The organism is Nocardioides sp. GY 10127, from assembly GCF_004919085.1.
Lineage (GTDB): Bacteria > Actinomycetota > Actinomycetes > Propionibacteriales > Nocardioidaceae > Nocardioides.
In genome coordinates, this window is the sequence record NZ_STGL01000003.1 from 139,296 (window position 1) to 163,611 (window position 24,316).

Annotated in this window: 23 protein-coding genes and 1 pseudogene; 9 read left to right on the forward strand and 15 right to left on the reverse strand. The window is 73.3% G+C overall.

Annotated features, from left to right (window positions below):
* Positions 1 to 43: 43 nt before the first annotated feature.
* Positions 44 to 1,042: a DMT family transporter gene (locus tag E8D37_RS04330; RefSeq protein WP_136568548.1), complete on the reverse strand. Its 999-nt coding sequence runs from the start codon at positions 1,040 to 1,042 to the stop codon at positions 44 to 46.
* A 38-nt stretch (positions 1,043 to 1,080) separates the two neighbouring features.
* Between E8D37_RS04330 and E8D37_RS04335 the strand changes: the two genes are divergently transcribed.
* Complete coding sequence (locus E8D37_RS04335; RefSeq protein WP_136568549.1) at positions 1,081 to 1,620, forward strand: CGNR zinc finger domain-containing protein; 540 nt, start codon at positions 1,081 to 1,083, stop codon at positions 1,618 to 1,620.
* A gap of 42 nt (positions 1,621 to 1,662) precedes the next feature.
* Here E8D37_RS04335 and E8D37_RS04340 read toward each other — a convergent pair whose 3' ends face one another.
* Positions 1,663 to 2,502, reverse strand: coding sequence for an endo alpha-1,4 polygalactosaminidase (locus E8D37_RS04340; protein WP_136568550.1), 840 nt, complete (start codon positions 2,500 to 2,502; stop codon positions 1,663 to 1,665).
* 256 nt (positions 2,503 to 2,758) lie between these two features.
* Here E8D37_RS04340 and E8D37_RS04345 point away from each other — a divergent pair, with 256 nt between their 5' ends.
* Positions 2,759 to 3,124, forward strand: a complete 366-nt coding sequence (locus E8D37_RS04345) for a response regulator (protein WP_168929613.1) — start codon at positions 2,759 to 2,761, stop codon at positions 3,122 to 3,124.
* Positions 3,125 to 3,283: 159 nt separating this feature from the next.
* Here E8D37_RS04345 and E8D37_RS04350 read toward each other — a convergent pair whose 3' ends face one another.
* Positions 3,284 to 4,075 (reverse strand): hypothetical protein, encoded by a 792-nt coding sequence (locus E8D37_RS04350; RefSeq protein ID WP_136568552.1) that lies wholly within the window; start codon positions 4,073 to 4,075, stop codon positions 3,284 to 3,286.
* A 136-nt stretch (positions 4,076 to 4,211) separates the two neighbouring features.
* Here E8D37_RS04350 and E8D37_RS04355 point away from each other — a divergent pair, with 136 nt between their 5' ends.
* A complete protein-coding gene (locus E8D37_RS04355; RefSeq protein ID WP_136568553.1) occupies positions 4,212 to 4,904 on the forward strand; it encodes a response regulator transcription factor in 693 nt (230 codons plus the stop codon).
* 28 nt (positions 4,905 to 4,932) lie between these two features.
* Here the strand turns inward: E8D37_RS04355 and E8D37_RS04360 are convergent, their stop codons facing one another.
* Both E8D37_RS04360 and E8D37_RS04365 read right to left on the reverse strand, forming a co-directional pair.
* Entirely contained in the window at positions 4,933 to 6,339 is a 1,407-nt protein-coding gene (locus tag E8D37_RS04360) for a HAMP domain-containing sensor histidine kinase (RefSeq protein ID WP_168929614.1), read from the reverse strand.
* Between the two features lie 168 nt (positions 6,340 to 6,507).
* Positions 6,508 to 6,846, reverse strand: coding sequence for an Hpt domain-containing protein (locus E8D37_RS04365; protein WP_136568555.1), 339 nt, complete (start codon positions 6,844 to 6,846; stop codon positions 6,508 to 6,510).
* Between the two features lie 177 nt (positions 6,847 to 7,023).
* Between E8D37_RS04365 and E8D37_RS04370 the strand changes: the two genes are divergently transcribed.
* Positions 7,024 to 7,701, forward strand: coding sequence for a molybdopterin-dependent oxidoreductase (locus tag E8D37_RS04370; protein WP_136568556.1), 678 nt, complete (start codon positions 7,024 to 7,026; stop codon positions 7,699 to 7,701).
* Between the two features lie 7 nt (positions 7,702 to 7,708).
* Positions 7,709 to 9,997, forward strand: coding sequence for an ATP-binding protein (locus tag E8D37_RS04375; protein WP_136568557.1), 2,289 nt, complete (start codon positions 7,709 to 7,711; stop codon positions 9,995 to 9,997).
* A 58-nt stretch (positions 9,998 to 10,055) separates the two neighbouring features.
* Here E8D37_RS04375 and E8D37_RS04380 read toward each other — a convergent pair whose 3' ends face one another.
* Positions 10,056 to 11,534, reverse strand: a complete 1,479-nt coding sequence (locus tag E8D37_RS04380) for an MFS transporter (protein WP_136568558.1) — start codon at positions 11,532 to 11,534, stop codon at positions 10,056 to 10,058.
* A 340-nt stretch (positions 11,535 to 11,874) separates the two neighbouring features.
* On the opposite strand from E8D37_RS04380, the gene E8D37_RS04385 reads away from it, so the two are divergent.
* On the forward strand, positions 11,875 to 12,345 hold the full coding sequence (locus E8D37_RS04385) for a VOC family protein (RefSeq protein WP_136569027.1): 471 nt from the start codon (positions 11,875 to 11,877) through the stop codon (positions 12,343 to 12,345).
* 15 nt (positions 12,346 to 12,360) lie between these two features.
* On the opposite strand, the gene E8D37_RS04390 is transcribed toward E8D37_RS04385, so the two are convergent.
* The 3 genes from E8D37_RS04390 to E8D37_RS04400 all read right to left on the reverse strand — a co-directional run bounded on the left by E8D37_RS04390 (position 12,361) and on the right by E8D37_RS04400 (position 16,551).
* A complete protein-coding gene (locus E8D37_RS04390; protein ID WP_136568559.1) occupies positions 12,361 to 14,208 on the reverse strand; it encodes a 3-hydroxybutyryl-CoA dehydrogenase in 1,848 nt (615 codons plus the stop codon).
* Positions 14,209 to 14,377: 169 nt separating this feature from the next.
* Positions 14,378 to 14,968, reverse strand: a complete 591-nt coding sequence (locus E8D37_RS04395; RefSeq protein ID WP_136568560.1) for a GNAT family N-acetyltransferase — start codon at positions 14,966 to 14,968, stop codon at positions 14,378 to 14,380.
* Positions 14,969 to 14,991: 23 nt separating this feature from the next.
* Complete coding sequence (locus tag E8D37_RS04400; protein WP_136568561.1) at positions 14,992 to 16,551, reverse strand: alanine/glycine:cation symporter family protein; 1,560 nt, start codon at positions 16,549 to 16,551, stop codon at positions 14,992 to 14,994.
* Positions 16,552 to 16,630: 79 nt separating this feature from the next.
* On the opposite strand from E8D37_RS04400, the gene nucS reads away from it, so the two are divergent.
* The 3 genes from nucS to E8D37_RS04415 all read left to right on the forward strand — a co-directional run bounded on the left by nucS (position 16,631) and on the right by E8D37_RS04415 (position 18,478).
* Positions 16,631 to 17,317, forward strand: a complete 687-nt coding sequence (gene nucS / locus E8D37_RS04405; RefSeq protein WP_206055568.1) for an endonuclease NucS — start codon at positions 16,631 to 16,633, stop codon at positions 17,315 to 17,317.
* 73 nt (positions 17,318 to 17,390) lie between these two features.
* On the forward strand, positions 17,391 to 18,164 hold the full coding sequence (locus E8D37_RS04410; protein WP_136568563.1) for a hypothetical protein: 774 nt from the start codon (positions 17,391 to 17,393) through the stop codon (positions 18,162 to 18,164).
* Positions 18,161 to 18,478 (forward strand): DUF952 domain-containing protein, encoded by a 318-nt coding sequence (locus E8D37_RS04415; protein WP_136568564.1) that lies wholly within the window; start codon positions 18,161 to 18,163, stop codon positions 18,476 to 18,478. Before E8D37_RS04410 ends, E8D37_RS04415 begins: the two co-directional genes overlap by 4 nt.
* Positions 18,479 to 18,514: 36 nt before the next feature.
* Here the strand turns inward: E8D37_RS04415 and E8D37_RS04420 are convergent, their stop codons facing one another.
* From E8D37_RS04420 to E8D37_RS04445, 6 genes and pseudogenes are all read right to left on the reverse strand, one after another.
* Positions 18,515 to 19,750: a HAMP domain-containing sensor histidine kinase gene (locus tag E8D37_RS04420; RefSeq protein ID WP_168929615.1), complete on the reverse strand. Its 1,236-nt coding sequence runs from the start codon at positions 19,748 to 19,750 to the stop codon at positions 18,515 to 18,517.
* A gap of 90 nt (positions 19,751 to 19,840) precedes the next feature.
* The gene (locus tag E8D37_RS04425) at positions 19,841 to 20,773 is read right to left on the reverse strand and encodes an FAD-dependent oxidoreductase (RefSeq protein ID WP_136568566.1); all 933 of its coding nucleotides are present in this window, start codon (positions 20,771 to 20,773) and stop codon (positions 19,841 to 19,843) included.
* Between the two features lie 96 nt (positions 20,774 to 20,869).
* Positions 20,870 to 21,394: a ferritin gene (locus E8D37_RS04430; RefSeq protein WP_136568567.1), complete on the reverse strand. Its 525-nt coding sequence runs from the start codon at positions 21,392 to 21,394 to the stop codon at positions 20,870 to 20,872.
* Between the two features lie 75 nt (positions 21,395 to 21,469).
* Positions 21,470 to 21,685 (reverse strand): hypothetical protein, encoded by a 216-nt coding sequence (locus tag E8D37_RS04435; protein ID WP_136568568.1) that lies wholly within the window; start codon positions 21,683 to 21,685, stop codon positions 21,470 to 21,472.
* A 64-nt stretch (positions 21,686 to 21,749) separates the two neighbouring features.
* Positions 21,750 to 23,798 (reverse strand): annotated as a pseudogene (locus E8D37_RS04440) (protein meaA); the annotation flags it as partial.
* A gap of 138 nt (positions 23,799 to 23,936) precedes the next feature.
* Complete coding sequence (locus tag E8D37_RS04445) at positions 23,937 to 24,242, reverse strand: STAS domain-containing protein (RefSeq protein ID WP_136568570.1); 306 nt, start codon at positions 24,240 to 24,242, stop codon at positions 23,937 to 23,939.
* Between the last annotated feature and the right edge of the window lie 74 nt (positions 24,243 to 24,316).

Here is a 24,316-nt window from a genome sequence, read left to right on the forward strand (position 1 = left end):
GGGACGGGTCTCCGTCGAGCAGGCGGGGAGGGCCGGCCCGGCGTCAGGCCGGGACGGGCTCGGGTCGCTCCGTCGCCGAGGTGACCGAGGCGTCCTCGCCGAGCTTCACCGCGACGACACCCGCCAGCACGAGGACGCCGCCGAGGATCTGCACCAGGCCCGGCAGCTCGGCGAGCAGCAGCCAGGCGAAGGCGACCGCGAAGAGCACCTCGATGAGCGAGACGAACGAGGCCAGGCGCGAGCCGAGGCGACGGCCCGCGGCGATGCCGGTGGTGTAGGCGAGACCGGCCGTGACGACCCCGAGGAGCAGCAGCGGCAGCCACCAGGGCACGGCCACGGAGCCGACGGCGGTGTCGTAGGCCACCGGCGCCAGCGAGCCCGCCATCGGCAGGACGCCCGCGGCGCCGAGCACGCCCAGCACCAGGCTGGCGACCACCAGGCCGCCGGCGGCGAGGGTGAGCGGCGGGAGGCCGTTGCTCTCGTCCGCGTTGAGGACGAAGTAGGTGGCCGCGCCGATCATCGCGCACAGCGCCCAGGCGACACCGACCACGCTGACCGAGGCGCCGGAGAACAGGTCCAGCACCAGCACCAGGCCGGCCGAGGCCAGGACGGCGCCGAGCACCGTCACGCGGCCGGGGCGCTGGCCCTGGCGCAGCCAGAGGTACAGCACGACCACCGCGGGGGCCGTGTACTCGATCAGCAGCGCCGGCCCGACCTGCATGTGCTGGACGGCGGAGAAATAGCAGAACTGGGCACCGGCCACGGCGAGCAGCCCGTAGACCACCACGACACCGCTGTTGCGCAGCAGCAGGTGCCAGCGGCCCGCCAGCGCGCGCAGCCCGAGGGGGGTGACGACGACGGCCGCGATCGCGATCCGGGCGAGCACGGCCGCGCCGGGCGTCCAGCCGGCGTCCAGCAGCCCGCGCGCGAGCGCGCCGGACAGGCCGAAGGCGGCGGAGGAGACCAGGGCGAGCACGAGGCCGGAGCGGACCTGCGAGGCGGGACGGCGCACCGTTGCGCTGTCATGAGTCATTGTCGTCATGAGACATGACAGTAGGCAGAGTGCGGTAAGTTGTCAAAGTGGTATTCGCCCATGACACCGAGGTGGCCCTCCAGTCCACCGTCTGGCTCGTGAACACCGCCGAGGAGGAGCCGGACGGCCTCACCTCGGTGGCGGCGCTGGACGCCTTCTTCACCGTGTGGGAGTGGACGGGCCGGCACGAGCGGACGGTCGCCGAGCTCGAGGAGGTCCGGGCCCTGCGGCCGCGCCTCCGGTCGCTCCTGCTGGCCGAGCGCGACGAGGCGGTCGAGATCGTCAACGCGATGCTGCGCGAGGCCGAGGCCACGCCCCAGCTGGTCCGCCACGACCCCTACGACTGGCACGTCCACGCCGTGGCGCCGGACGCCCAGCTCGCCGTGCGCATCGAGGTCGAGGCGGCGATGGCGATGATCGACGTCATCCGCACCGACGAGATGTCGCGGCTGAGCACCTGCGCCGACGACGAGTGCGAGGCGCTCGTCCTCGACCTCTCGCGCAACCGCTCGAAGCGTTTCTGCTCCACCACCTGCGGCAACCGCAACGCCGTGGCCGCCTACCGCGCGCGCCAGTCGGCCGACTGAGCCCGCGTCCTCCCCGCCGCACGGCAGGACCCGGCGGCAGGCTCAGCAGTAGCGGTGCACGCCGTCGGGGCGCAGGGCACGGTCGCGCAGGACGACGGGCACGTCGTCGCCCTGGGTCCGGCAGGTGCGCCGGAAGTCCCGCCGCCGGTACTCGACCATCAGCACCTGGTCGCCGTAGTGGCGCCGGTAGGACCCGCACTCCCGGTAGCGGCCGCACTCCTCGGCGACAGCGAAGTCGTACCCGACGTCCGTGCCGTCCCAGCCCGCTCGGTTCTTCTGCCCGGCGCGCAGACCGACCGCGTGGGCGCCCCGGACGAGGAGCCGGGCGTAGGCCGTGGCGTCCGAGGCCGTGAGCAGGTGCCGGCTGCGGGTGAAGGAGTCGAGGTTGTCGTACTCGACGGCCTCGTACCCGTCGTCCGCGCACCCCCTGGTCCAGCGCCGCACGATCCGCGCCAGGTCCTTCCGCCTCGCGGCCGTGCGGATGTCCAGGAGCCACTCCCCCCAGGCGGAGTCGGTGACCGGGCGGCCGTCCTTCTTCAGCACCAGCGACCAGTGGCGCCGCCAGAAGCGCTTCTCGACGGCCTGGGTCTGGAAGCCGTTGACGTAGCAGACGTCGTAGAGGCCCGCCGGGTCCTCGGTGCGGTCGCGCGCGACGATGCCGACGCCGGCGTCGGGCTCCGACGCCCCGCCGAGCTGGTAGTCGACGTCTTCCTCGGCGGGCAGCGGGTCGGCCAGGGGCGTCGCGCTGGACGTGGCACGCGCCGGGGCGGCCGCGACGGCGTCGCCGCCCGTCCCCGGAGCCTGTCCGCAGGCGCTGAGCAGCGGGGCCAGCCAGGCGAGCAGAAGCGCCAGGAGGCCGAGGGGTCGGTGGGGGCGGGCCATCCCGGGACGGTACCCGGACCGGGTCGCTCCTGACAGCCCGTCACCACAGGCGTGACCGGAGGCGACCGTCCTCGTTGGTCCCGACGAAGTGCCTCGACGAGCCGATCACGGCGTCCCTCTCACGAACCGGGGCCGGCTGACGATGAAAGGGGTGGGAAGGGTGCACAGCGGTACCACGTGTGGGACCCTGGCGACGGCCCCGGCCGACGCAACGCTCCCCCGCTCCACCCTCCCCTCTCCCCCCACTGGAGGTCCCGTGCGTGTTCTCGTCGTCGACGACGACCCCGACCTCGTGCTCCTCATGTCCCTGTTCCTGCGCAGGCAGGGCGGCCACGAGGTGGTCACCGCGGGTGACGGGCTCGAGGCGCTGACCGTGCTCGCGGAGGAGCCCGTCGACGCGGTCGTGCTCGACTGGTCCATGCCGCGCCTCGACGGGCTCGGGCTCTGCGCGCGCATCCGCGAGGACGAGCGCCTGGCCCACCTGCCGCTGGTCATGGTGACGGCCATGCCCGACCACGAGCCGGCGCTGGCCGCCGGCATCGACACGGTGATCCGCAAGCCCTTCGACTCCGCCACGCTGCTCAGTGCGGTGGCCTCGGTCGCCGACTCCTCGGTGGCCTGAGTCCTCGGTAGCCGGAGCCGTCGACGGCCCCGCCGCCACCCACGACCTCGTTCCACACACCGCGAGTCCTCCCCCCACGGACTCGCGCCGCCCTGGTTCGCCCGGCAGCGCCGGGGCGGCGCGACACCACCAGCCGGGCACCCGGGCGCGCGGGCGCGTCTAGAAGTCGAACCCGTCGAAGAAGTCGCCGATGCCCTCACCGAGGCCGGCGATGCCGTCGCCCAGGCCCTCGCCGAGGCCGGCCAGGCCCTCGCCCAGGCCCTCGCCGACGGCACCCAGGGCGTCGAAGCCGCCCATCCCACCGAAGAGCAGCCCCGCGAACATCCAGTCCATCGGGGTGAACGCCCCGAAGTAGCCGGCCGCGTACGGCCGGTAGGCGCCGCCGGCCTGGTAGTAGGGCACCCGCTGGGAGCCGACCATCACCTTGCGCGAGTCCGGCTCCGCGCCGGCCCGGACCCGCTCGGCGTCCAGCGCGCACGCCGGCACGTCGCGCGGGGAGCCACCGGGAGGAGTCCACGGCACGTCGACGACCGACAGCCCGTGACGGGGGTCGAAGAAGCAGGGCGGACGTCGGGCGGGCAGCGGCAGCCCGTCGACCCGCGCCCGCACGCAGGCCATCGCGTAGCGACCGTCCTCGAGGATCTCCGTGACGTGCCGGACGTCCTCCGGGCGCTGCAGCGCGGCCGCCGAGGACTTCGCGGCCTCGTAGGCGTCCAGCGCACGCTGGTAGTCGGCCCGAGCGCCCTCGTCGAGCGGCGCGCCGGCGAGGTCGGCGTCCAGCGTCTGGAGCTCGGTGCCCAGCGCCGTGACGTCCTCCTCGGCGAGCCGCCGGACGGGCGCGAGCTCGGCCTCGAGGCGCTCGGCCTCACGACGCCGAGAGCTGCGGGACACGAGGACGGCGAGCGCCACGGAGCCGCCGACGACGAGCAGGAGGACCACGAGGAGACCCATGGCCCCACGGTACCGACCGGGCGGTACCCGGCGCGCGGTCGGAGGGCCGTGCGGATCTCGACGGACGTTGGAAAAGACCAGATCGGATGCCGTGGGGTCGCTGCGCGGACACCGGTGGTCGTGGCAGTCTTCACCCATGGCACGCCCCCAGGCCCTCATCGTCGAGGACACCGAGGAGTTCGCGCGCATGGGCCGTCGGGTGCTCGAGATGGAGGGCTTCGACGTCACCCACGCCGTCTCCGCCGAGGACGCGCTGGGCCTGGTGCCCGGCAGCTCGTTCGAGCTGTACCTCGTCGACGTCACCCTCCCCGGGATCGACGGCTTCGAGTTCTGCCGCCGGCTCCGCGAGACCAGCGACGCCTACGTCATCATGGTGACCGGCCGGGACGCGGACGCCGAGAAGGTCGTCGGGTTCCGGATGGGCGCCGACGACTACGTGACCAAGCCGTACTCGCCGCTGGAGCTGTCCGCGCGCATCCTCGCGATGCGGCGCCGCCCGCGGGCCGCCCCGCAGGCCGAGAGCCAGGTGCGGACGTTCGGTCGGCTGGCGCTGGACGCGGACGGCCGCGAGGTCCGCGTCGACGGCGACCTCGTCGAGCTGACCCGCATCGAGTTCGACCTGCTGGCCGTGCTCAGCTCGGCCCCCAAGCGGGTCTTCACCCGCGCCCAGCTCCTGGAGACGGTGTGGGGCTACGCCGACGGGGACGACCACGTCGTCAACGTCCACATGGGCAACATGCGCCGCAAGCTGCGCACCCACGGCGACGACGTGGACCTCATCCGCACCGTGCGGGGCGTGGGCTACAAGTTCGACCCCGCCGCGCTCTGAGGCGCCGGCCGCGCGGTCGCGCCGCGGGTCAGAGCGCGGTGCGGTGCTGCAGCCCCGCCGCCGCCGACGGGAGGCGCAGCCGCGCCTCGGTCCCGCCGCCGGGCGCGCTGTCGAGCACGATCGAGCCCTGCCACGACGCGGCCATCGCCATCGCGGCCGCGAGCGAGAGCCCGGCTCCCTGGTGCTCGAGCTGCTGGGAGGTCCGCGAGCGGAAGAACGGCTCGCCGACGTGGTGCTGCTCGTCCTCGGGGATGCCGACCCCGGTGTCGCGCACGACGATGTCGACCTGACCGTCCTCGGCCTGCTCGACCCGGACGGAGACCGTGCCGCCGTCCGGGGTGAAGGTGACGGCGTTGTCGACCAGCCGGTCCAGGATCTCCCGCAGGTCGTCCACGACGATCCGGACGCTGGTGCCCTGCGAGGGCACCTGCTGGACCCCGAGCGACCGGTGCAGCGGCACCGCCCGGGAGAGGACGTCGGCGACGACCTCGTCCACGGAGGCGCTGGCCTGGTCGGCGAGCAGCGGGTCGGGAGTGCCCCGCGCCATGAGGGACGCGTTCTGCGCGATGTCGAGGAGCCGGGCGACCGAGGTCTCCACCCGGGCGAGGAGCCGCTGCTCGGGGTCGGACAGGTGCTCCTCCGCGGCCTCGGCGAGGAGCTCCACGCCGCCGCGGATGACGCTCAGGGGCGTCCGCAGCTCGTGGTTGACGGTGGTGAGCAGCTCGCGGCGCATCTCGTCGAACTGGGCGCGGGCGCGCTGGGCCGGCGAGCGGTGGGCTGCGGCCATCCGCTCCAGCGCGGTCGCCAGGGCGTCCGCGGAGGTGGCCAGCAGGCGGTGGTCGCGCGGGGTCCAGGCGCGGGGCCCGCGGCCCCACACGACGAGCAGGTGCCGTTCGCCGTCGACCCACACCTCGGCGATGCCGATGGCCGCGCCCCGCGTGGCGTGCGAGGAGAGCGGGCCCCAGCCGGCGTCGTGCGCACCGACGTTGCACAGGCGGATGCTCTGGTCGCGGTCGAGGCGCTGGGCCAGGGAGTCGGCGAAGACGCCCGGGGGCTGGAGCCAGCAGTCCTCGACGCCGAGGAGCTGGGCCACCAGGTCGGTCGCGGCCGAGACGACGTCGTCCCGGGTCACACCGGGCACGGACAGCAGCCCGTCCTCACCGAGCAGGTCCGCGACCAGCACCTCGGGCTCGGCGGTGCCGGCGGCCGGACGGCGCGGGGCACCGGAGACGCTCTGGTCCATCACGCTGCCCGCGCTCTCAGCGAGCGCCCGCTCGGCAGCGCGACGACGCCGCACCGCGTCGAGGTCGGTGACCATCGCCGCACGGGCGTAGACGGCCTGCCGACCGCCGGTGAGCGGCGTGGCGGCGACCGGCTCGACGGCCTCGAGGCGGTCGAGCCCGACGAGGACCGGGTGCTCCTGGGTGGTGGTCATGGCAGCAGCCTGGACCGCCCTCATCAAGGAAAGGACAAGGCTGCGCACAGAAGCGCACCAGTTTCTCCCGAGGGCGAGCAGGAGTCGGCACGAAGACCGGGTCCGAGGATCGCAACACGGCGAGGGACGGGGCAGGAACGGGGCAGCAACGGGGACCGGGGACGGGCGTCAGCCCGCGAGCCAGGCCCGCCACTCGGCCTCGGCGGCGCGGGCCACGGGCAGCACGCTCTCGGCGTCCGCCTGCCCCTGCTCCACCCTGCCGGCGGCGCCGGCGAGCACCACCGATCCCATCTGGTAGGACGTCGAGCGCAGGCTGTGCGCGACCCGGCGCAGCACCTCGGCGTCGCCGTCGCGCTCCGCCTGCAGCAGCGCGCGCAGTCGCTCCTCGAGGGAGTCCAGCAGCATCTGGAGGATCTCCTCGGCCTCCTCGCGCGCCCCGAGCTGCCGCCCGAGGTCGTCGAGGACGGCCGTGTCGACGGCGGAGGTGCCACCGGGGATCGCGGTCATGGGTGCTCCTGGGGGGACGGGAGGGGGCCTGTCAGGGCATCTTGCCACCGCAGGACGTCTTCCACGAGGAGAAGTCGGCACGGTGCGGGGCCACCTGAGCAACCCCCGCGGGTCGTCTTGTCGCAATCTTGCCGCTGCCTTGCGGAGCGCTTCCTGGGGCGCGCGGACCCTGGGGTCGTGGCACACGTCCTCCTGTCCTCGCGCCCGCACGCCGGCGCGACCCGCGCCCGCTCCCGGGCGACCGTCCTCCCCCACCGCGTCCTGCGCCGGGCGGCCCGGTTGCTGGCGACCGTCATCACGGCCCTGGCCTCGATCGCCCTGGCGGGCAGCCTCACGGCCTGCGGGACGCAGGAGGACGCGACCAGCGAGGCCGACCCCTACGCGCCGACCGGCGCCACCCTGCACCCCGGCGACGAGGTGCCGGCCCCCACCGGGAAGGTGCTGCTCACCGTCACCGGCGGCACCGTCACCAACGTCGGCGACGAGCTCCAGCTGGACCGGGACCTGCTGGACGCGCTGGGCACCGTCTCCTACGAGGTGGACGACGACCAGGCGACCGGCGAGGTGGCCACGTTCTCCGGCCCCCTGGTCAGCGACGTGCTGGCCGTGGCGGGCGTGCCCGACGACGCCGAGACGATGCACACCGTCGCGCTCAACGACTACTCGGTCGACGTGCCGGTCTCGGACGCCGAGGAGCTCCCGCTGATCCTGGCGACCCTCATGGACGGGGAGCCGATGACGGTGGCCCGCTACGGCCCGACCCGGTTCGTCTACCCCACCGAGGGCTTCGACCTGGACACGGCGACCTACAACCCCCGGTGGATCTGGCAGCTGGCGTCCATCGACGTCGAGTGACGCGCGGGTGAGCGCGGGAGGGGGGACGGGGACGAGCGCGCTGGGCTCGTTCCTGCGCGGTCGGCGTCCGGCCGCCTGGCTGCTCGTGACGCTCGGGCTGCTCGTGCTGGCGATGGCGACGCTGGTGGGTCTGCAGGTGACCCAGCAGTCGCGGCAGCTCGTCGACGGCGTGGACACCACCGAGGACCTCGTCCTCGCGAACGTCCGGACGCTCGGGCAGACCCAGCGCGAGGTCCTGCGACTCCAGGTGCTCCTGGCGACGAACGCGACCGGTGCCGAGCTGCGTCGGCAGGCCGCCTACGTCACCCAGCGCACGCAGGAGAGCGCCCTCGACTCCCACCAGGCCACCCTGGGCGCCGACGACCTGGTGGCCGTCGCCCGCACCGACGCGAGGCAGTGGCGCACCGGCCTGCTCCCCCGGGTCCGGACGCTGGCCGCCCTCGCCCCGGCTGCCCGGAACCCTGACAGCGTCCGTGCACTGATGGCAGACTTGGACGAGCTGGAGAAGTCGTACTTCGACCTCGTCAGCCTGGGGGAGATCTACCGTCGGGAGCAGGCCGCCAAGGCCAACGCGGACAACGAGGAGCTCGTGGAGTCGACCCAGGACCTGTTCATGTGGCTGACGGGGACGTTCGCCACGGCTGCCGTGCTGCTCGCCGCCGGCGGCGCTCTCATGTTCCGCCTGCACCAGCAGCGCAGCGCCGCGCACGAGCGGCTGAGCCAGCTCAACGAGGACCTGATGTGGTACGCCCGCATCGTCCAGGCGACCGACTCGATCCTCTTCACCATCGACACCGAGGGCCGGTTCACCTGGGTCAACGAGGCGTTCGAGCGCACGATGGGCTACTCCTACGCGGACGTGACCGGCAAGCGTCCCCCCGAGCTGCTCCACGGCCCGGCGACGGACCTCGAGACCGTGCGCGCGCTCCAGGAGCGCATCCACGAGGGCGAGCAGTTCCGCTGCGAGCTGGCCAACTACACCGCGGACGGCCAGGAGATCTGGATGGCCGTGGACGTCTCCCCCGTCCTGGACGAGGACGGCGAGGTCACCGGCTTCTGCGCGATCCAGTCGGACATCTCCGAGCGGCACGAGGCCGAGCTGCTGCTCAAGCAGGCACGGCTGGACGCCGAGGCGTCCGCCCGCGCGAAGGCCGCGTTCCTGGCCACCATGAGCCACGAGATCCGCACGCCCCTCAACGCCGTCCTCGGCCTCACCGACCTGCTCCTGCTCACGCCCCTCAACGCCGAGCAGAAGGACTACGTGGAGACCGCCCAGCAGTCCGGGCAGCACCTGCTCGCGCTGGTCAACGACATCCTCGACATCTCCGCGCTCGAGGCGGGCCGGATGGAGTACCACGACGACCCGTTCTCGCTGTGGGAGGTGCTGGACGAGACGACGACGATGTTCCTGGCCCAGGCCGAGCGCAAGGGGCTGGACCTCCGGCTCGACCCCGACCCGGGCATCCCGCCGCTCCTGCGCGGCGACGCGGTCCGCGTGCGCCAGATCCTCGTCAACGTGGTCGGCAACGCCCTGAAGTTCACCGAGCACGGCAGCGTCCGCATCAGCCCTCGGCTCACCGGCGCGGAACAGGGCCGCAGCCAGCTCGAGATCGTCGTCGAGGACACCGGCATCGGCGTGCCCAAGTGGCGCATCCCGCAGCTCTTCCGCTCGTTCGCGCGCGGTGACGTCTCCTCCACCCGCACCTACGGCGGCAGCGGGCTGGGCCTGGCCATCTCCCGCACGCTCGCCGAGGCGATGGGGGGCACGATCGAGCTCGACTCCGAGCTCGGGCACGGCACGACCGTCCGCATCACCCTCGACCTCGCCGTCGTGGAGGAGGAGCAGACGGCCGCCGTCCGGTCCCCCGACGCCCTGCCGCACCACGGCGGCCTGCGGGTGCTCGTGGCGGAGGACGACCTGGTCAACCAGAAGGTCGTGCACCGGATGCTCCAGCGCCTCGGCGTCAGCCCCACCATCGTGGCCAACGGCCAGGAGGCGGTCGACGCCGTCGCCGAGAACGCCTTCGACATCATCCTCATGGACGTGCAGATGCCGGTGATGGACGGCGTGCGCGCGGTGCGTCTCGTCCGCGACCTCGACCCCACGCCCCGCCCGTGGGTGGTCGCACTCACCGCCAACGCGCTCTCGGGCGACCGCGAGCGGTTCATGGCGGCCGGCATGGACGACTACGTCTCCAAGCCGATGACCATCGACTCGCTGGCCGCGGCACTGGAGCGGGCCTCCAGCCAGCTGCCGTCGTCGGCCGCCGGCCCCGTGGGACCCGACGCCGGCTGAGGCCCGTCCGCCCACCCGTCCGCCGGCCGCGTCGCGCCCAGCCGCGTGGACAGCAGCGTCAGGCGGACGCGGTCGCGGGCTCGTCGTCCCCGGCCGAGCCGTCGTCGACGGTGAGCGGGGCGGCGATCGACTCCAGCGAGCGACCCTCCGCGTCGATGCCCAGGAAGGCCTCGACGATGCCGCCGCCGATCATGAGGACACCGCCGATCACGTAGCCGATCGAGATCCCCGAGATGTCACCAGTGGCCGAGGCCCGGTCGATGAGCCAGCCGAAGAGCAGCGGTCCGCTGATGCCGCCGACGGCTGTGCCGACCGCGTAGAAGAACGCGATGCACAGCGCGCGGGTCTCGAGCGGGAAGACCTCGCTCACCGTGAGGTACGCCGAGCTCGCGCCCGGGGAGGCGATGAAGAAGACCAGGCCCCCGACGACCGTGAGGGTGATCGCGTCGAGGGAGCCGAGGAAGAACGACGCCGCGACCAGCAGCAGCCCGGAGAGGACGTAGGTGCCGGTGATCATCCGGCGCCGGCCGAGCGAGTCGAAGAGCGGCCCGAGGACCAGCGCCCCGACGAAGTTGCAGGCCGCGAACGCCGCCAGGTACCAGCCGGTCTGGTTCACCCCCAGGAACGTCGTGAGGGTGTCGGAGTAGGTGAAGAAGAACGCGTTGTAGAGGAACGCCTGCCCGACGAACAGCGCCAGGCAGAGCACGGTCCGACGCGGGTAGAGGCTGACCACGGAGCGGGCGATCAGGCCGACCCCGACGGACCGGCGCTGCCGGACGGTGAGGGTCCCCTCGGCGGCCGGCAGGTCCTCACCGGTCTCCTCCTGGACCCTGCCCTCGATGTCGGCCACGATCGCGTCCGCCTCGTCCTCGCGGCCGTGGATGAAGAGCCAGCGCGGGCTCTCGGGCACCTGGCGGCGCACCCAGAGGATGCCGACCGCGAGGACCGCCCCCAGGCCGAACGCGATCCGCCAGCCCCACGCGGGGTCGACGAGGGTCGGGTCGAGCAGGGGGATGGTGAGCAGGGAGCCGGCCGCGGCGCCGATCCAGTAGGACCCGTTGATGGTGACGTCGATCCGGCCCCGGTAGGCCGAGGGGATGAGCTCGTCCACCGCCGAGTTGATCGCCGCGTACTCGCCGCCGATGCCGGTGCCGGTCAGGAAGCGGGCCAGGAAGTACCACCAGGGGGCGGGGGCGAACGCGGTGAGCACCGTCGCCACCGTGTAGACGCCGAGGGTGGCCATGAAGAGCTTCTTGCGCCCCAGCCGATCGGTCAGCTGGCCGAAGAACAGCGCGCCGAGGCAGGAGCCCGCCACGTAGACGGCGCCCGCGAGGCCGATCTGGAAGCTGCTCATGCCCAGGCCCGTGCCGGGCTCCTGGAGGGCCGACGACATCGACCCGACGATGGTGACCTCGAGCCCGTCGAGCACCCAGACGGTGCCGAGCCCCAGGACCACCATCCAGTGCCACCGCGACCACGGCAGCCGGTCGAGCCGGGCCGGGACGTCGGTGGTGATCCTGCCTGTCTGAACGCTCATGCCTCCGGGGTACCCCCGGCCCCGCGTCCCGATCCTCACCCCCCAGCCCAGAAGTTGCCTGGGACAACGAAGAAACCCGAACATCCCCCGCCCGGGGTCTGTCCTTCGCCCCTCCCGCGTGCTTCCCTGGAAGGGCGAACCCGTGCGCACGGCACCTGCACGGATCCGCTGCGGCGTCTGCGGGCGAGGGCCCGGCACAGCGGCGTCGCGCGGCACGACTCCCCCACAGCGCGGGGCCCCGCCCGTCCGTCGGCCGGGCGAGGCCCCGTTCGACCACAGGCGCGGCGCGGACGGGTGGACCGGCGGGTCGCTGGGAGGCAGGGTGGGGCGCATGCCCACCATCCTGCGCACGGTCCAGGTGACCCTCGACGCCCGCTCCCCACGCACGCTCGGGCTGTTCTGGGCCCAGGTCCTGGGCTACGCCGCCGAGCCCGTGCCCGGGTCGGAGGCGGCACCGGACCCCGACCGGGTCGTCGAGACCGCCGACGCCTGGCTCGGGTTCCTCTCCGCCCAGGGCGTGCCCGCGGCGCTCCACGACAGCGCCTTCGCCCTGGTCGACCCGACCGGTGCCGGGCCGAGGCTCTTCCTCCAGCAGGTCCCCGAGGAGCGCGCGGGCAAGAACCGCATGCACCTCGACGTCCGCGTGGCCCCCGGGCTGCGGGGCGAGGAGCGGATGGCGGCCCTGGAGGAGGAGTGCGCGCGACTGGTGGCGCTGGGCGCGTCCCGCCTCGAGCGGCACGAGCCCAGCGCCCGCGACCACGGCTGGATCGTCATGGCCGACCCCGAGGGCAACGAGTTCTGCCTCGACTGAGGCGGCGCCGGGGCGTCAGCGGCGGGTGTGGTCGCGGAAGCCGCGGCCCGTCTTGCGACCCAGGTAGCCCGCGGTGACGAGGTGCTCCAGCAGCGGCGCCGGGGCGAAGCCGGGCTCGCGGAACTCCAGGTAGAGCTCTTTCTGGATCGCCAGCGAGACGTCGTTGCCCACCACGTCCAGGAGCTCGAACGGCCCCATGGGCAGGGCGCAGCCGGCCTTCATCGCCAGGTCGATGTCGTCGGCGTCGGCGTAGTGCGCCTCGAGCATCTTGACCGCGTCGTTGAGGTAGGGGAACAGCAGCGCGTTGACGATGAAGCCGGCCCGGTCACCGCAGGAGACCGCGACCTTGCCGAGCCGGGCGCACAGAGCGCGGGTCGTCTCCGTGACCTCCTCGGAGGTGGCCACCGTCGAGACCACCTCGACGAGCTTCATGATGGGCGCCGGGTTGAAGAAGTGCATGCCGACGACGTCCTGCGGGCGGCTCGTGGCCCGCGCGCACGCGATGATCGGCAGCGAGGACGTGGTGGTGGCCAGCACCGCGCCGGGCTTGCAGATGCGGTCCAGGTCCGCGAACAGGGCCGTCTTCACCTCGAGGTCCTCGGCGATGGCCTCCACCACCAGGTCGACCTCGGCCAGCGCCTCGCGCTCGGTGGCCCCGGTGAGCCGGGCGAGCGTCTCGGCCTTCTTCTCCTCGGTCGCGCGACCCTTGGCGATGAGCCGGTCGAAGTTCTTGGAGATCTGGGCGACCACGCCCGCGTTCTTCTCCTCGCTGCGACCGACGTAGGTGACCTCGTAGCCGGCCTTGGCGAAGACCTCCACGATCCCCGCCGCCATCGTGCCCGTGCCCACGACGCCGACCGTGCGGATGTCGTGGCGCAGCCGGGGAGCGTCGTCCGCGCTGGGGGTGGCGGCGTCCGCCACGACGACCGGGCTGTCCGGCCGCTCGTAGGAGTAGAAGCCGCGGCCGCTCTTGCGGCCGAGCAGGCCGGCCGTGACCATCTGCTTGAGGATCGGCGCCGGCGCGTGCAGCCGGTCGCGACCCTGCTTGTACATCGTGTCGAGGATCTCGTAGGCCGTGTCGAGGCCGATGAGGTCCAGCAGCGCCAGCGGCCCCATGGGGTAGCCGCAGCCGAAGCGCATGGCGGCGTCGATGTCCTCGCGCGAGGCGTAGCGCTGCTCGAACATCGCCACGGCGTGGTTGAGGTAGCCGAAGAGAAGTGCGTTCGCGATGAAGCCCGCCTTGTCCCCGCACACCACCGGGCTCTTGCCGAGCCGGTCGAGCACGCTCGCGACGTCGTCGAGCACCCGCGGCTCGGTGACGACGGTGCGGACCACCTCGACGAGCCGCTGCACCGGCGCCGGGTTGAAGAAGTGCACGCCCACGACGCGCCCGGGGTGGCGGGTCGCGCTGGAGAGCTCCGTGACCGAGAGCGAGGAGGTGTTGGTCGCGAGGACGGCGTCGGGCGAGACGATCTCGTCGAGCGCGGAGAAGATCTCCTTCTTGGTGCCCATCGACTCCACCGCCGCCTCGACCACCAGGTCGGCGTGGGTGAGGTCCTTGAGGCTGGTGGAGTAGGTGAGCCGGCCCAGGAGCTCGTCCCGCTCCTGCTCGCTCAGCTTGCCCCGCTCGACCGCGCGGGCGGTGGAGTGCTCGAGGTGGCCCCGACCGCGCGCCACGGCCGCCTCGTCGACCTCGACACCGACGACGGCGAAGCCGTGCCGGGCGAAGACCTCGGCGATGCCGGCCCCCATCGTCCCGAGGCCGACCACGCCGATCGTCTCGACGGTCCGGCCGGGGGCGTCCTCGGCGGTGGAGGACGGGGCGGTGGAGGACGGGGTGGGGCTGCTGCCTGCGCTGCTCATGGCGGGGATGATGACAGCGCCGACGTTGCAGGCGCGTGACCTGTGTCACCCAGCGAGGTCAGCCGGAACGTCCGACTACCGGAAATGGGCGTCCTACCAGCGGACATGGCGCGGGGCGGTCGCCCAAGATTCTTGGTGGGCCCGGCCGCCGGTCTGCACCAGCGCGCCCTCAGCGGGTGGGACGCTCCATCACGACCCGCCGCCCCGCCCCGTCCAGGCCCAGCGACCGCTCGTGGGCGCGGATACGCGCCTGCCACGGCTCGGGCTCGGCCACCTCCTCGAAGCCGAGCCGCCGGTAGAACGGCCCGTTCCACGGGATCTCGGCGTACGTGCACAGGCTCAGCCGCTCGAAACCGTCCCAGCGGGCGTCCTCGAGGGCCGCACGGACGAGGGCCGTGCCGATCCCGCGCCGCCCGTGCGTCGGCAGGAGCACCGAGACCTGCTCAAGGTGCGCCCGGGCGAACCCGTCGGGCGTGGCCTCCCCCGGCACGTGCAGGACGTGTGCGAAGCCGACGACGGCGCTGTCCGAGCCATCGCGCTCGGCGGCCACGAGCAGGCGGCCGGGCGCCGCGTCCCGCTCGAGCCCCGACGGGGCCGCGGCCAGCAGCGCCGGCGGCGCCGCGGCGCCCAGCAGAGCGCGGAACGGCTCGGCGCCGCTGTCCTCGACCGCCGCCAGGTGGCGCAGGTCGGACGGGCGCGCGGGCCGGACCCGGACCGGCCGGGCGGGCCCGGCCGGCTGGTCGGGCGGGTGCTGGCTCATCCGCCCAGCCTGCCAGAACGGGCTCAGGTGGTCGCGCGCTCGGCCTGGGGCACCTCGGCGATCTCGCCGGACCGCAGGCCACCCACGAAGGCGATCACCTCACGCTTGACCACCGGCAGGAGCAGGTAGCAGGCGATCAGGTTCACCACGGCGCAGACGAAGAGCATCGCGTCCGCGAAGTTCAGCACCTGCCCGAGGTCGACCACGGCACCGAGCACGGTGAACACGCAGAAGATCGCCTTGAAGGCGTTCTCCTTGACCGGGCTGCGGCCCACCAGCGTCGTCCAGGCCTTGAGCGTGTAGTAGCTCCAGGTCAGGAGCGTGGAGAAGGCGAAGAGCGCGACCGCGACGGTCAGCACCGCGTCGAAGCCGGGCAGGATCGAGTCGAACGAGCGAGAGGTGAGCACGACCCCGGCGTCGTTGGTGATCGACTTCCCGGCCGCCGCGTCGTCGAGCAGGGAGCCGTAGAGGTCGGTGTCGGCGATGACGATGGTCAGGGCGGTCATCGTGCAGATGACCACCGTGTCGATGAAGGGCTCCAGCAGCGCCACGAAGCCCTCGGTGACGGGGTGGCGGGTCTTCACCGCCGAGTGGACGATCGGCGCGGAGCCGACCCCCGCCTCGTTCGAGAACGCCGCACGCTGGAACCCGACGATGAGGACGCCGATCGCACCACCCGCGATCCCGTCGGGACTGAAGGCCGAGGAGAGGATCGTGGCGAACGCACCGGGCACCTGGCCGAGGTTCCCGATGATCACCGCGAGGCAGGCCAGCACGTAGAGGCCCGCCATGAACGGCACCAGCTTCGAGGTCACCCGGGCGATCGAGGTGACGCCCCCGAGGATGACGACACCGACCCCCGCGGCGAGCAGCAGGCCGAACAGGAGCGCCGCCAGGGACGAGCCGAGCAGGCCGTCCTCGCCGCCGGTGATCTCGCGGGCCTGCGCGAAGGTCTGGTTCGCCTGGAAGGCGTTACCACCGAGGGCCCCGAACAGGATGAGGGCCACGGCGAAGATCCCGACCCCGATCCGGGAGGCGGTCGCGCCGAACCTCTCGAACGCCACCGGCAGGTAGCGGAACGGTCCGCCGCTGACGGTGCCGTCCTCGTGCACCTCGCGGTACTTCACGCCGAGGGTGCACTCGACGAACTTGGTGCACATGCCCAGCAGCCCGGCGAGGATCATCCAGAAGGTCGCCCCGGGGCCGCCGACGGTGACGGCGACGGCGACACCCGCGATGTTGCCCAGGCCCACGGTGCCGGAGACGGCGGAGGCGAGGGCCTGGAAGTGCGTGACCTCCCCCGGGTCCGAGGCACGCGAGTACCGGCCGCGCACCAGGGCCCACGACGTCCGCCAGGAGCGGAACTGGATGCCGCGGAAGTAGACGGTGAAGACCGCCGCCGCCACCACCAGCCACAGGACGATGAGGGGGAAGGAGTAGTCCCCGAGCGGGACCTCCCAGAACACGACGGACGTGGCGGCGGTGGCGACGGGCTCGAAGACGGTGTTGATCCCGTCCTCGAGGCGGCCCACCACGCCGGGGTCTGCGGCCAGCGGCACGATCACCTCGGGTGTCATGCGCATCGAGACAACCCGAGGCGGGCCCGGGACGCTTCACCCCTCCGGGCCGGGTCGGTGGACGGGACGCGTAGATTCACCCGGCGTGAGACTCGTCGTCGCTCGTTGCCAGGTCGACTACGCCGGCCGCCTGACCGCCCACCTCCCCCTGGCCACCCGGGTCCTGATGATCAAGGCGGACGGGTCGGTGCTCGTCCACTCCGACGGGGGCAGCTACAAGCCGCTGAACTGGATGAGCCCGCCCTGCACCGTGGTGGAGGGCACGACGGACGACGGCGTGCCCGAGTGGGTCGTCACCAGCACCAAGACCGACGACACCCTCCGCATCCTGCTCGCCGACGTGCTCCACGACTCCGAGCACGACCTCGGCGTGGACCCCGGGCTGCAGAAGGACGGCGTCGAGAAGCACCTGCAGGAGCTGCTCGCCGACCACCCCGCCACCCTGGCGCCCGGGCTCACCCTCGTGCGGCGCGAGTTCCCGACGGCCATCGGCCCGGTCGACCTCCTCTGCCGGGACGCCGAGGGGCTCACCGTGGCCGTCGAGATCAAGCGCCGCGGCGAGATCGACGGCGTCGAGCAGCTCACCCGGTACCTGGAGCTGCTCAACCGCGACCCGCTGCTCACCGCCAAGGGGCCGGTCCAGGGGATGTTCGCCGCCCAGCTGATCAAGCCCCAGGCCCGCGTCCTGGCCGAGGACCGCGGTATCACCTGTGCCCTCGTCGACTACGACGCGCTGCGCGGCCTGGACGACCCCGAGAGCCGGCTGTTCTGAGCGTGCCCGCGCGTCCTCCACAGGCGGTCGTGGCCACCTGGCGGGACCGCCGAGCCCGGCCTACCGTGGGGGCATGAGCAGCCAGCCCGACCTCGAGCGCCGTGTCCGGCAGCAGGGCCAGGACGTCCTGGCCCTCTACGGCCTGCTCGACGACGTCCGCAGGGTCCAGGGCGAGCAGGGCGGAGTCCTCGAGCAGCTCACGGCCACCCTCGCCGACCACGGCCGCACCCTCGAGCAGCACACCGCCACCTTCGCCGAGCAGGGCGGAGTCCTCGACCAGCACACCGCCACCCTCGCCGAGCAGCGCGGAGTCCTCGACCAGCACACCGCCACCCTCGCCGACCACGGCCGCACCCTCGAGCAGCACACCGCCACCCTCGCCGAGCAGCGCGGAGTCCTCGACCAGCACACCGCCACCCTCGCCGACCACGGCCGCACCCTCGAGCAGCACACCGCCACCCTCGCCGAGCAGCGCGGAGTCCTCGACCAGCACACCGCCACCCTCGCCGACCACGGCCGCACCCTCGAGCAGCACACCGCCACCCTCGCCGAGCAGCGCGGAGTCCTCGACCAGCACACCGCCACCCTCGCCGACCACGGCCGCACCCTCGAGCAGCACACCGCCACCCTCGCCGAGCAGCGCGGAGTCCTCGACCAGCACACCGCCACCCTCGCCGACCACGGCCGCACCCTCGAACAGCACACCGCCACCCTCGCCGAGCAGCGCGGAGTCCTCGACCAGCACACCGAGACCCTCGCCGACCACGGCCGCACCCTGGACACCCAGACCGGCCTGCTGCACGAGATCCTGCGGCGCCTGCCGGAGCCCTCAGGCGGGTCCGCGTGATCGTCCACCACGTCGCGTCCGCGGCCGACTGGCAGGCGGCCGTGGCCACCGGCTCCTACGGCACCTCGACGCGTGGCAGCTCCGTCGTCGAGACCGGCTTCGTCCACGCGGCGCACCCGCACCAGGTGGCCGGCGTGCTGGAGCGCTACTACGCCGACGCTCGCGAACCGCTGGTGCTGCTCGTGATCGACACCGGACTGCTGGATTGCCCGGTGCGGGAGGAGGCCGCAACGAGCGGGGGCGAACGCTTCCCGCACCTGTACGGCACCGTGCCGGTCGGGGCCGTCCTGGAGGTACGACCGCTGCCCCGGTGATCAGAGTCAGGTGGCAGGCAGGGCAGGCAGCCGCGGTCAGTCCCGTGCGGCCGCGTACCCGGGCAGACGCACCGTGACCAGGGTGCCCCGACCCGGCCGGCTCTCGATCGCGATGCTCCCGCCGTGGGTCGCGGCGATGGCGCGCGCGATCGCGAGGCCCAGCCCCGCCCCCTGCGCGGCGGAGCGCAGGGCGTTGCGACCGCGGTAGAGCCGCTCGAAGACGTGAGGCAGGTCCGCGGGATCGATCCCCTCCCCGTCGTCCTCCACCAGGAGCAGGCACTCGCTCCCCCGCTCGTGCGCGCTGAGCCGGACGACGGCGCCGGGTCGGGAGAACTTGAGGCCGTTGACGACGAGGTTCTCCACCAGCTGCTCGAGCCGCTGGGCGTCGCCCGTGGTCACCGGCTCCCCCGAGACGTCCACGTGCAGGCCCATCCCGCGCTCCCTGGCGGCGAGACGGAGCTGCTCCGCGCACCGGGCCAGGAGGGCGCGGACGTCCACCGCCCGGGCCGTCCCGACCGGCACGGCCCCCTCCAGCGCGGTCACGTCCAGCAGGTCGTTGACCAGTCGCAGCTCCCGCCGGGCGTTGCGCGTGATCACGTCCAGCATGGACGCCGAGCGCGGACCGAGCCGGCCCGACTCCACGTCGCTCAGCAGCTCGGCGTAGCCCAGGATAGAGGTGAGGGGCGTCCGCAGCTCGTGGGAGACCGTCGCCAGCAGCTCGTCCCGCATCCGGTCGGCGCGCTGCGCCTGCACCCGCTCCTCGCTGATGTCGCGCAGGCCGACGAGCACGACCCTCCCCACGCTCTCCGGCACCGGCGAGACGATCACGCGGAGCGCGCGCTCCTGCTCGCTCCCTCCCGCGCCGGCCGACGACGCGGCCAGGCCTCCCGCCGCCCCCGGCGAGGACGCCGCCGCCGACTCGCCACCGGGGAGGAGCAGGTCGTGCACGCCCGGCCGGGGCCGCCCGTCCTCGCACCACCCGGGAACCTCCGCGGCGTCGCCCCGCAGTGGCCGGACCAGGTCGCACAGGCGGCTGCCGAGCACCGGCCGGTCGAGGGCGAGGAGCGTGCCCGCCTCACCGTTGTGGGCCAGCACCACCCCGTCGGGATCGAGGACGACCGCCGGCCACGGGGAGGAGGCGGCCAGGGAGGCCCAGAAGAGGAGCTCCTCCTCCGAGCACCCGTCGGGGCAGGGCGCAGCGCCCTCGGGCTGCCCCGGCCGACCACCGTCGGACGCCGGCGACCCGAGACCTGCGTCAGGACCCGAGCTCACCCTGCCGTTATACCGGGTGGGGTATAACGGCGCCTCCTCCGGGCCACACGGCTCCCCCGAGGTGCCCCAGGTCATCTCGCGAGGAAGGCGTCAGGCCCCGCCCGGCCCGGCCTCGACCAGGGCCACGACCTCCTCGGCACAGCCCCACGAGAGGGTCACGCCGGCTCCGCCGTGACCGTAGCAGTGGACCACGTCGCCCTCCCGCTCCAGCCGGACCTCGGGACGTCGGGGACGCAGCCCCACCCGCCGCGCCAGGACACGGGCCCCGGCGAGCCGCGGCTCGACGGCCAGGGCGCGCCGCCAGATGTCCGAGGCCGTGTCCTCGCGGACGTCGCGGCTCCAGTCACCGGCGTCCTCCGTGCCGCCGACCACGACGTCGTGGACACGCGGGACGACGTAGGTGGGGCCTTCGCCGTCGAGGGTCCAGCCGGTGACGTCGGGCGCCAGCACGCGGAAGACCTGGCCCCGCACGGGCCCCACCGACGGGTCGTCGGCCAGCAGCCGCGCCCCCATGCCCGAGGCGTTGACGACGACGCCGCCGGCCGGCGCCGGGGGCAGCGAGGGCAGTGCCGCACGGGTGAGGGTGCCACCGAGGGACTCGAACCGGCGGCGCAGCCAGGCCAGGTACAGGCTCATGTCGGCCACCGGGACCGTCGTCGTCCAGGCCTCGGCGTAGCCCCGTGGGACGTCGTCGGTGCGACCGAGGTCCGCGACGGCGTCCCGCCACCACGGCACCTCCCCGGCCACGCGACGCAGCTCCCGCCCGGCGACGAGCCGCACGCCGGCGTCCTCGCCCTCGGCACCGGCCAGGGACTCCAGGACGGTGCGGGTCCGGGCCGCCCACGCGCCGACGCGCTCCGGCGGGTCCGCCAGGTACGGGTACCAGATCGCGGCGGCCACCGCCGACGTGGTCTCGGCCGGCAGGTCCCGCGCCAGCACGTCGACGCGGTGCCCCGCCTCGAGGAGCCGGACACCCGCACTCAGGCCGACGACCCCGGCCCCGACGATCAGCACTCGACCCATGCACGCCATCCAAGCAGGCGCGGCGAACCCCCGGGGCGGGGCCCCGGGGGTCCGTCAGGCGCTGGAGGCCGGCGTGCGGACGGTCGGTGCGGCGCGTCAGGCGCCGGCGACCGGCGGAGCCGTGGCGTCGCCGGACTCGCCGCCGGTCTCGCGGGCGACCCACTCCTCAATCTCGTCGACGTCGTCGGCGTTGCGCGTCGCGACGGCCAGCAGGTCCGACATCGTCGAGACCTCCTCGACCTGCTCCTTGACGAACCACTGCATGAACTGGTCGCTGGCGAAGTCGAGCTCCTCGCGCGCGATCCGCATGAGGTCGTTGATCTGGGCGGTGACGGTCTTCTCCTGCGCCAGGGCGAGCCGCACCGGGGCGACGACGTCCTCGAAGCCGTTGACCGGCGCGGGCACGGCCGGGATGACGACCTCCGCATCGGTGTCGAGCAGGTACTGGACCATCATCATGGCGTGCTCGCGCTCCTCGAGCGCCTGGGAGTAGAAGAAGGCGGCCATGCGCGGCATGGTCTGACCCTCGTAGTGGATCGCGCAGGCCAGGTACTGGCTGTGCGCGGCCAGCTCGTGGCCGATCTGGGCGTTGAGGGCTTCGGCGAACCGGGCGGCGACCACGGTGGCTCCTTCGTCGTCGTGGCAGCGCGGACGAACCGCCCGCGCAGGTGGGCCAAGGCTAGCCCGGGCGAGTCGTCACGCGGCGCGCGAGAGGTCCTTCTTGGAGAAGGTCCGGCCGTCGACGCGGACGAGCTTGCGCCGCTTGACGGTGTACCCGTCGGGCAGCGTGCCCTCCTTGAGCATGCGCAGGGGGCAGCGGCCGCACTTGGAGCGCGACTCGCAGCACTTCACCTTGGGGACCCGGGCCTTGACGGCCTTCTTCCCCTTCTTGCCCTTCTTGTCCTTGCCCACGCCTGCACGGTAGCAGGCGAAGGAAGGCAAGCCTTACCTGAGCGGGTGATCCCTCACGTGATCCTCACGTCGCCGGGTCGAGTCCCTGCGCCCGCCGCACGACGTCCACGATCCCGTCCATGATCTCGGTGAGGCCGAAGTCCTTGGGCGTGTAGACGGCCGCGACCCCGCGCTCCTTCAGCGCCCGGGCGTCGGAGTCGGGGATGATCCCGCCGACCACCACGGGCACGTCGTCGGCGCCGGCGGCAGCCAGCCCGTCGAGCACGGCCGGGACCAGCTCCATGTGCGACCCCGACAGGATCGACAGGCCCACGCAGTGGACGTCCTCCGCCACGGCGGCCGACACGATCTGCTCGGGCGTGAGGCGGATGCCCTGGTAGATGACCTCGAACCCCGCGTCCCGGGCCCGCACGGCGACCTGCTCGGCCCCGTTGGAGTGCCCGTCGAGCCCCGGCTTGCCCACGAGGAGACGCAGTCGCGCGCCCGGGCCGCCGACCTCCTCGCCGGTGGCGTGCACCCGCTCGCGGACCTGCGACAACTCAGCGCCCGCCGCGGCCGCACCGACCGCGCCGGCCACGCCCGTCGGGGCCCTGAACTCCCCGAAGACCTCGCGCAGCGCCTGGGCCCACTCGCCGGTCGTCGCGCCGGCGCGCGCCGCCGCGAGGGTGGCGGTCATCAGGTTCTCGTCCGTCTTCGCGGCGGCGGCCAGCGCGGCCAGCGCGTCGGCGACCTCCGCCTCGTCCCGCTGCTCCTTCCAGGCCCGCAGCGACTCCAGCGCTGCCGCCTCGGCCGCCGGGTCGGCGGTCTGGATCGCCGAGTCCAGGTCCGCGGTGAGCGGGGACGGCTCCGTGGTGGTGAACTTGTTGACGCCCACCACGACCTCCTCCCCCGACTCGATGCGCGCACGTCGGGCCGCGTGGGCGGAGACGAGCTCCGACTTCATGTAGCCGGACTCGACCGCCGCGATGGCCCCGCCCATCGCCTGCACCCGGTCCATCTCCGCCCGCGCGCCGGCGACGAGCTCCGCCACCTTGGCCTCCACCACGTGGCTGCCGGCGAAGAGGTCCGCGTGCTCGAGCAGGTCCGACTCGTAGGCGAGCACCTGCTGGAGCCGCAGCGACCACTGCTGGTCCCACGGCCGCGGCAGCCCGAGCGCCTCGTTCCAGGCGGGCAGCTGGACGGCCCGCGCCCGCGCGTCCCTGCTCAGGGTCACCCCGAGCATCTCCAGCACGATCCGCTGGACGTTGTTCTCCGGCTGCGCCTCCGTGAGGCCGAGCGAGTTCACCTGGACCCCGTAGCGGAAGCGGCGCATCTTCTCGTCCGTGACCCCGTACCGGTCACGGGTGATCTCGTCCCACAGCTGGACGAAGGCCCGCATCTTGCACATCTCCTCGACGAAGCGGACGCCCGCGTTGACGAAGAAGGAGATCCGACCGACGACCCGACCGAAGTCCTCGGGACTCACCTGGCCCGAGTCGCGGACGCGGTCCAGCACCGCCACGGCGGTGCACAGCGCGTAGGCGAGCTCCTGGGTGGGCGTCGCGCCCGCCTCCTGGAGGTGGTAGCTGCAGATGTTGATCGGGTTCCACCGCGGCACCGTGTTGACGGTGTAGGCGATGACGTCCGCCGTGAGCCGCAGCGACGCCTCGGGCCCGAACACGTAGGTCCCCCGGGAGAGGTACTCCTTGATGATGTCGTTCTGCGTGGTGCCGGACAGCTGCGCGGCGACCTCGGCGGGGTCGGCCAGGCCCTCCGGGACGCCGGCCTGCTCCTCCGCGACCACCTGGTAGAGCGCGAGCAGCCACATGGCGGTGGCGTTGATCGTCATGGACGTGTTCATCTCCGCCAGGGGGATGCCGTCGAACAGCCGACGCATCTCGCCCAGGTGGGGCACCGGGACGCCCACCTTGCCCACCTCGCCGCGGGCGAGGGCCGAGTCGGGGTCGTAGCCGGTCTGCGTGGGGAGGTCGAAGGCGACCGAGAGACCCGTCTGCCCCTTGGCCAGGTTCGTGCGGAACAGCTCGTTGGAGGCGGCCGCCGTGGAGTGGCCGGCGTAGGTCCGCATGACCCAGGGCTTGTCCCGCTCGGGGCGCTGCTGCTCGTCGCTCATGCCGCGAGGGTAGGACGCCCCGTACCCCGGGGTAACCCGCTTCCGTGTGGCCCGTCACACTCGCCGCGCGTCTTGACGAGCGGACGTTCCCGGTCGCTGACCGGACGGAACCCGGTCTCCGCGACGGCCCGGGAGCCCTCCTCAGACCCCCACGGCCGCGCGCTCGACCTCGACCATGCGGTTGAGCCGCGAGACCGCGAGCAGGCGCCGGACCGACGGACGGCAGCCGCGCAGCGCCAGGTGACGTCCCTCCAGGTGGGCCCTCCGGCTCGCGGCCGCCAGCATCCGCAGGCTGGTGAGGTCCACGACCTCGACGTCGGAGAGGTCGACGGTCGCCCGCGGGTGGGACTCGAGGTGCTCCGCCAGGGCCTCACGCACCTGGGCGGTGACGTGCCCGACGCAGTCGCCGTGCAGCAGCAGCGTGCTGCCGTGGCTCTCGATCTGCATCTCGACCTCCCGTGGACGGTGCTCCTGCCCGTCCTTTACCCACTGTGACGCCTCCCAGGCGCCTCGGGTTGCAT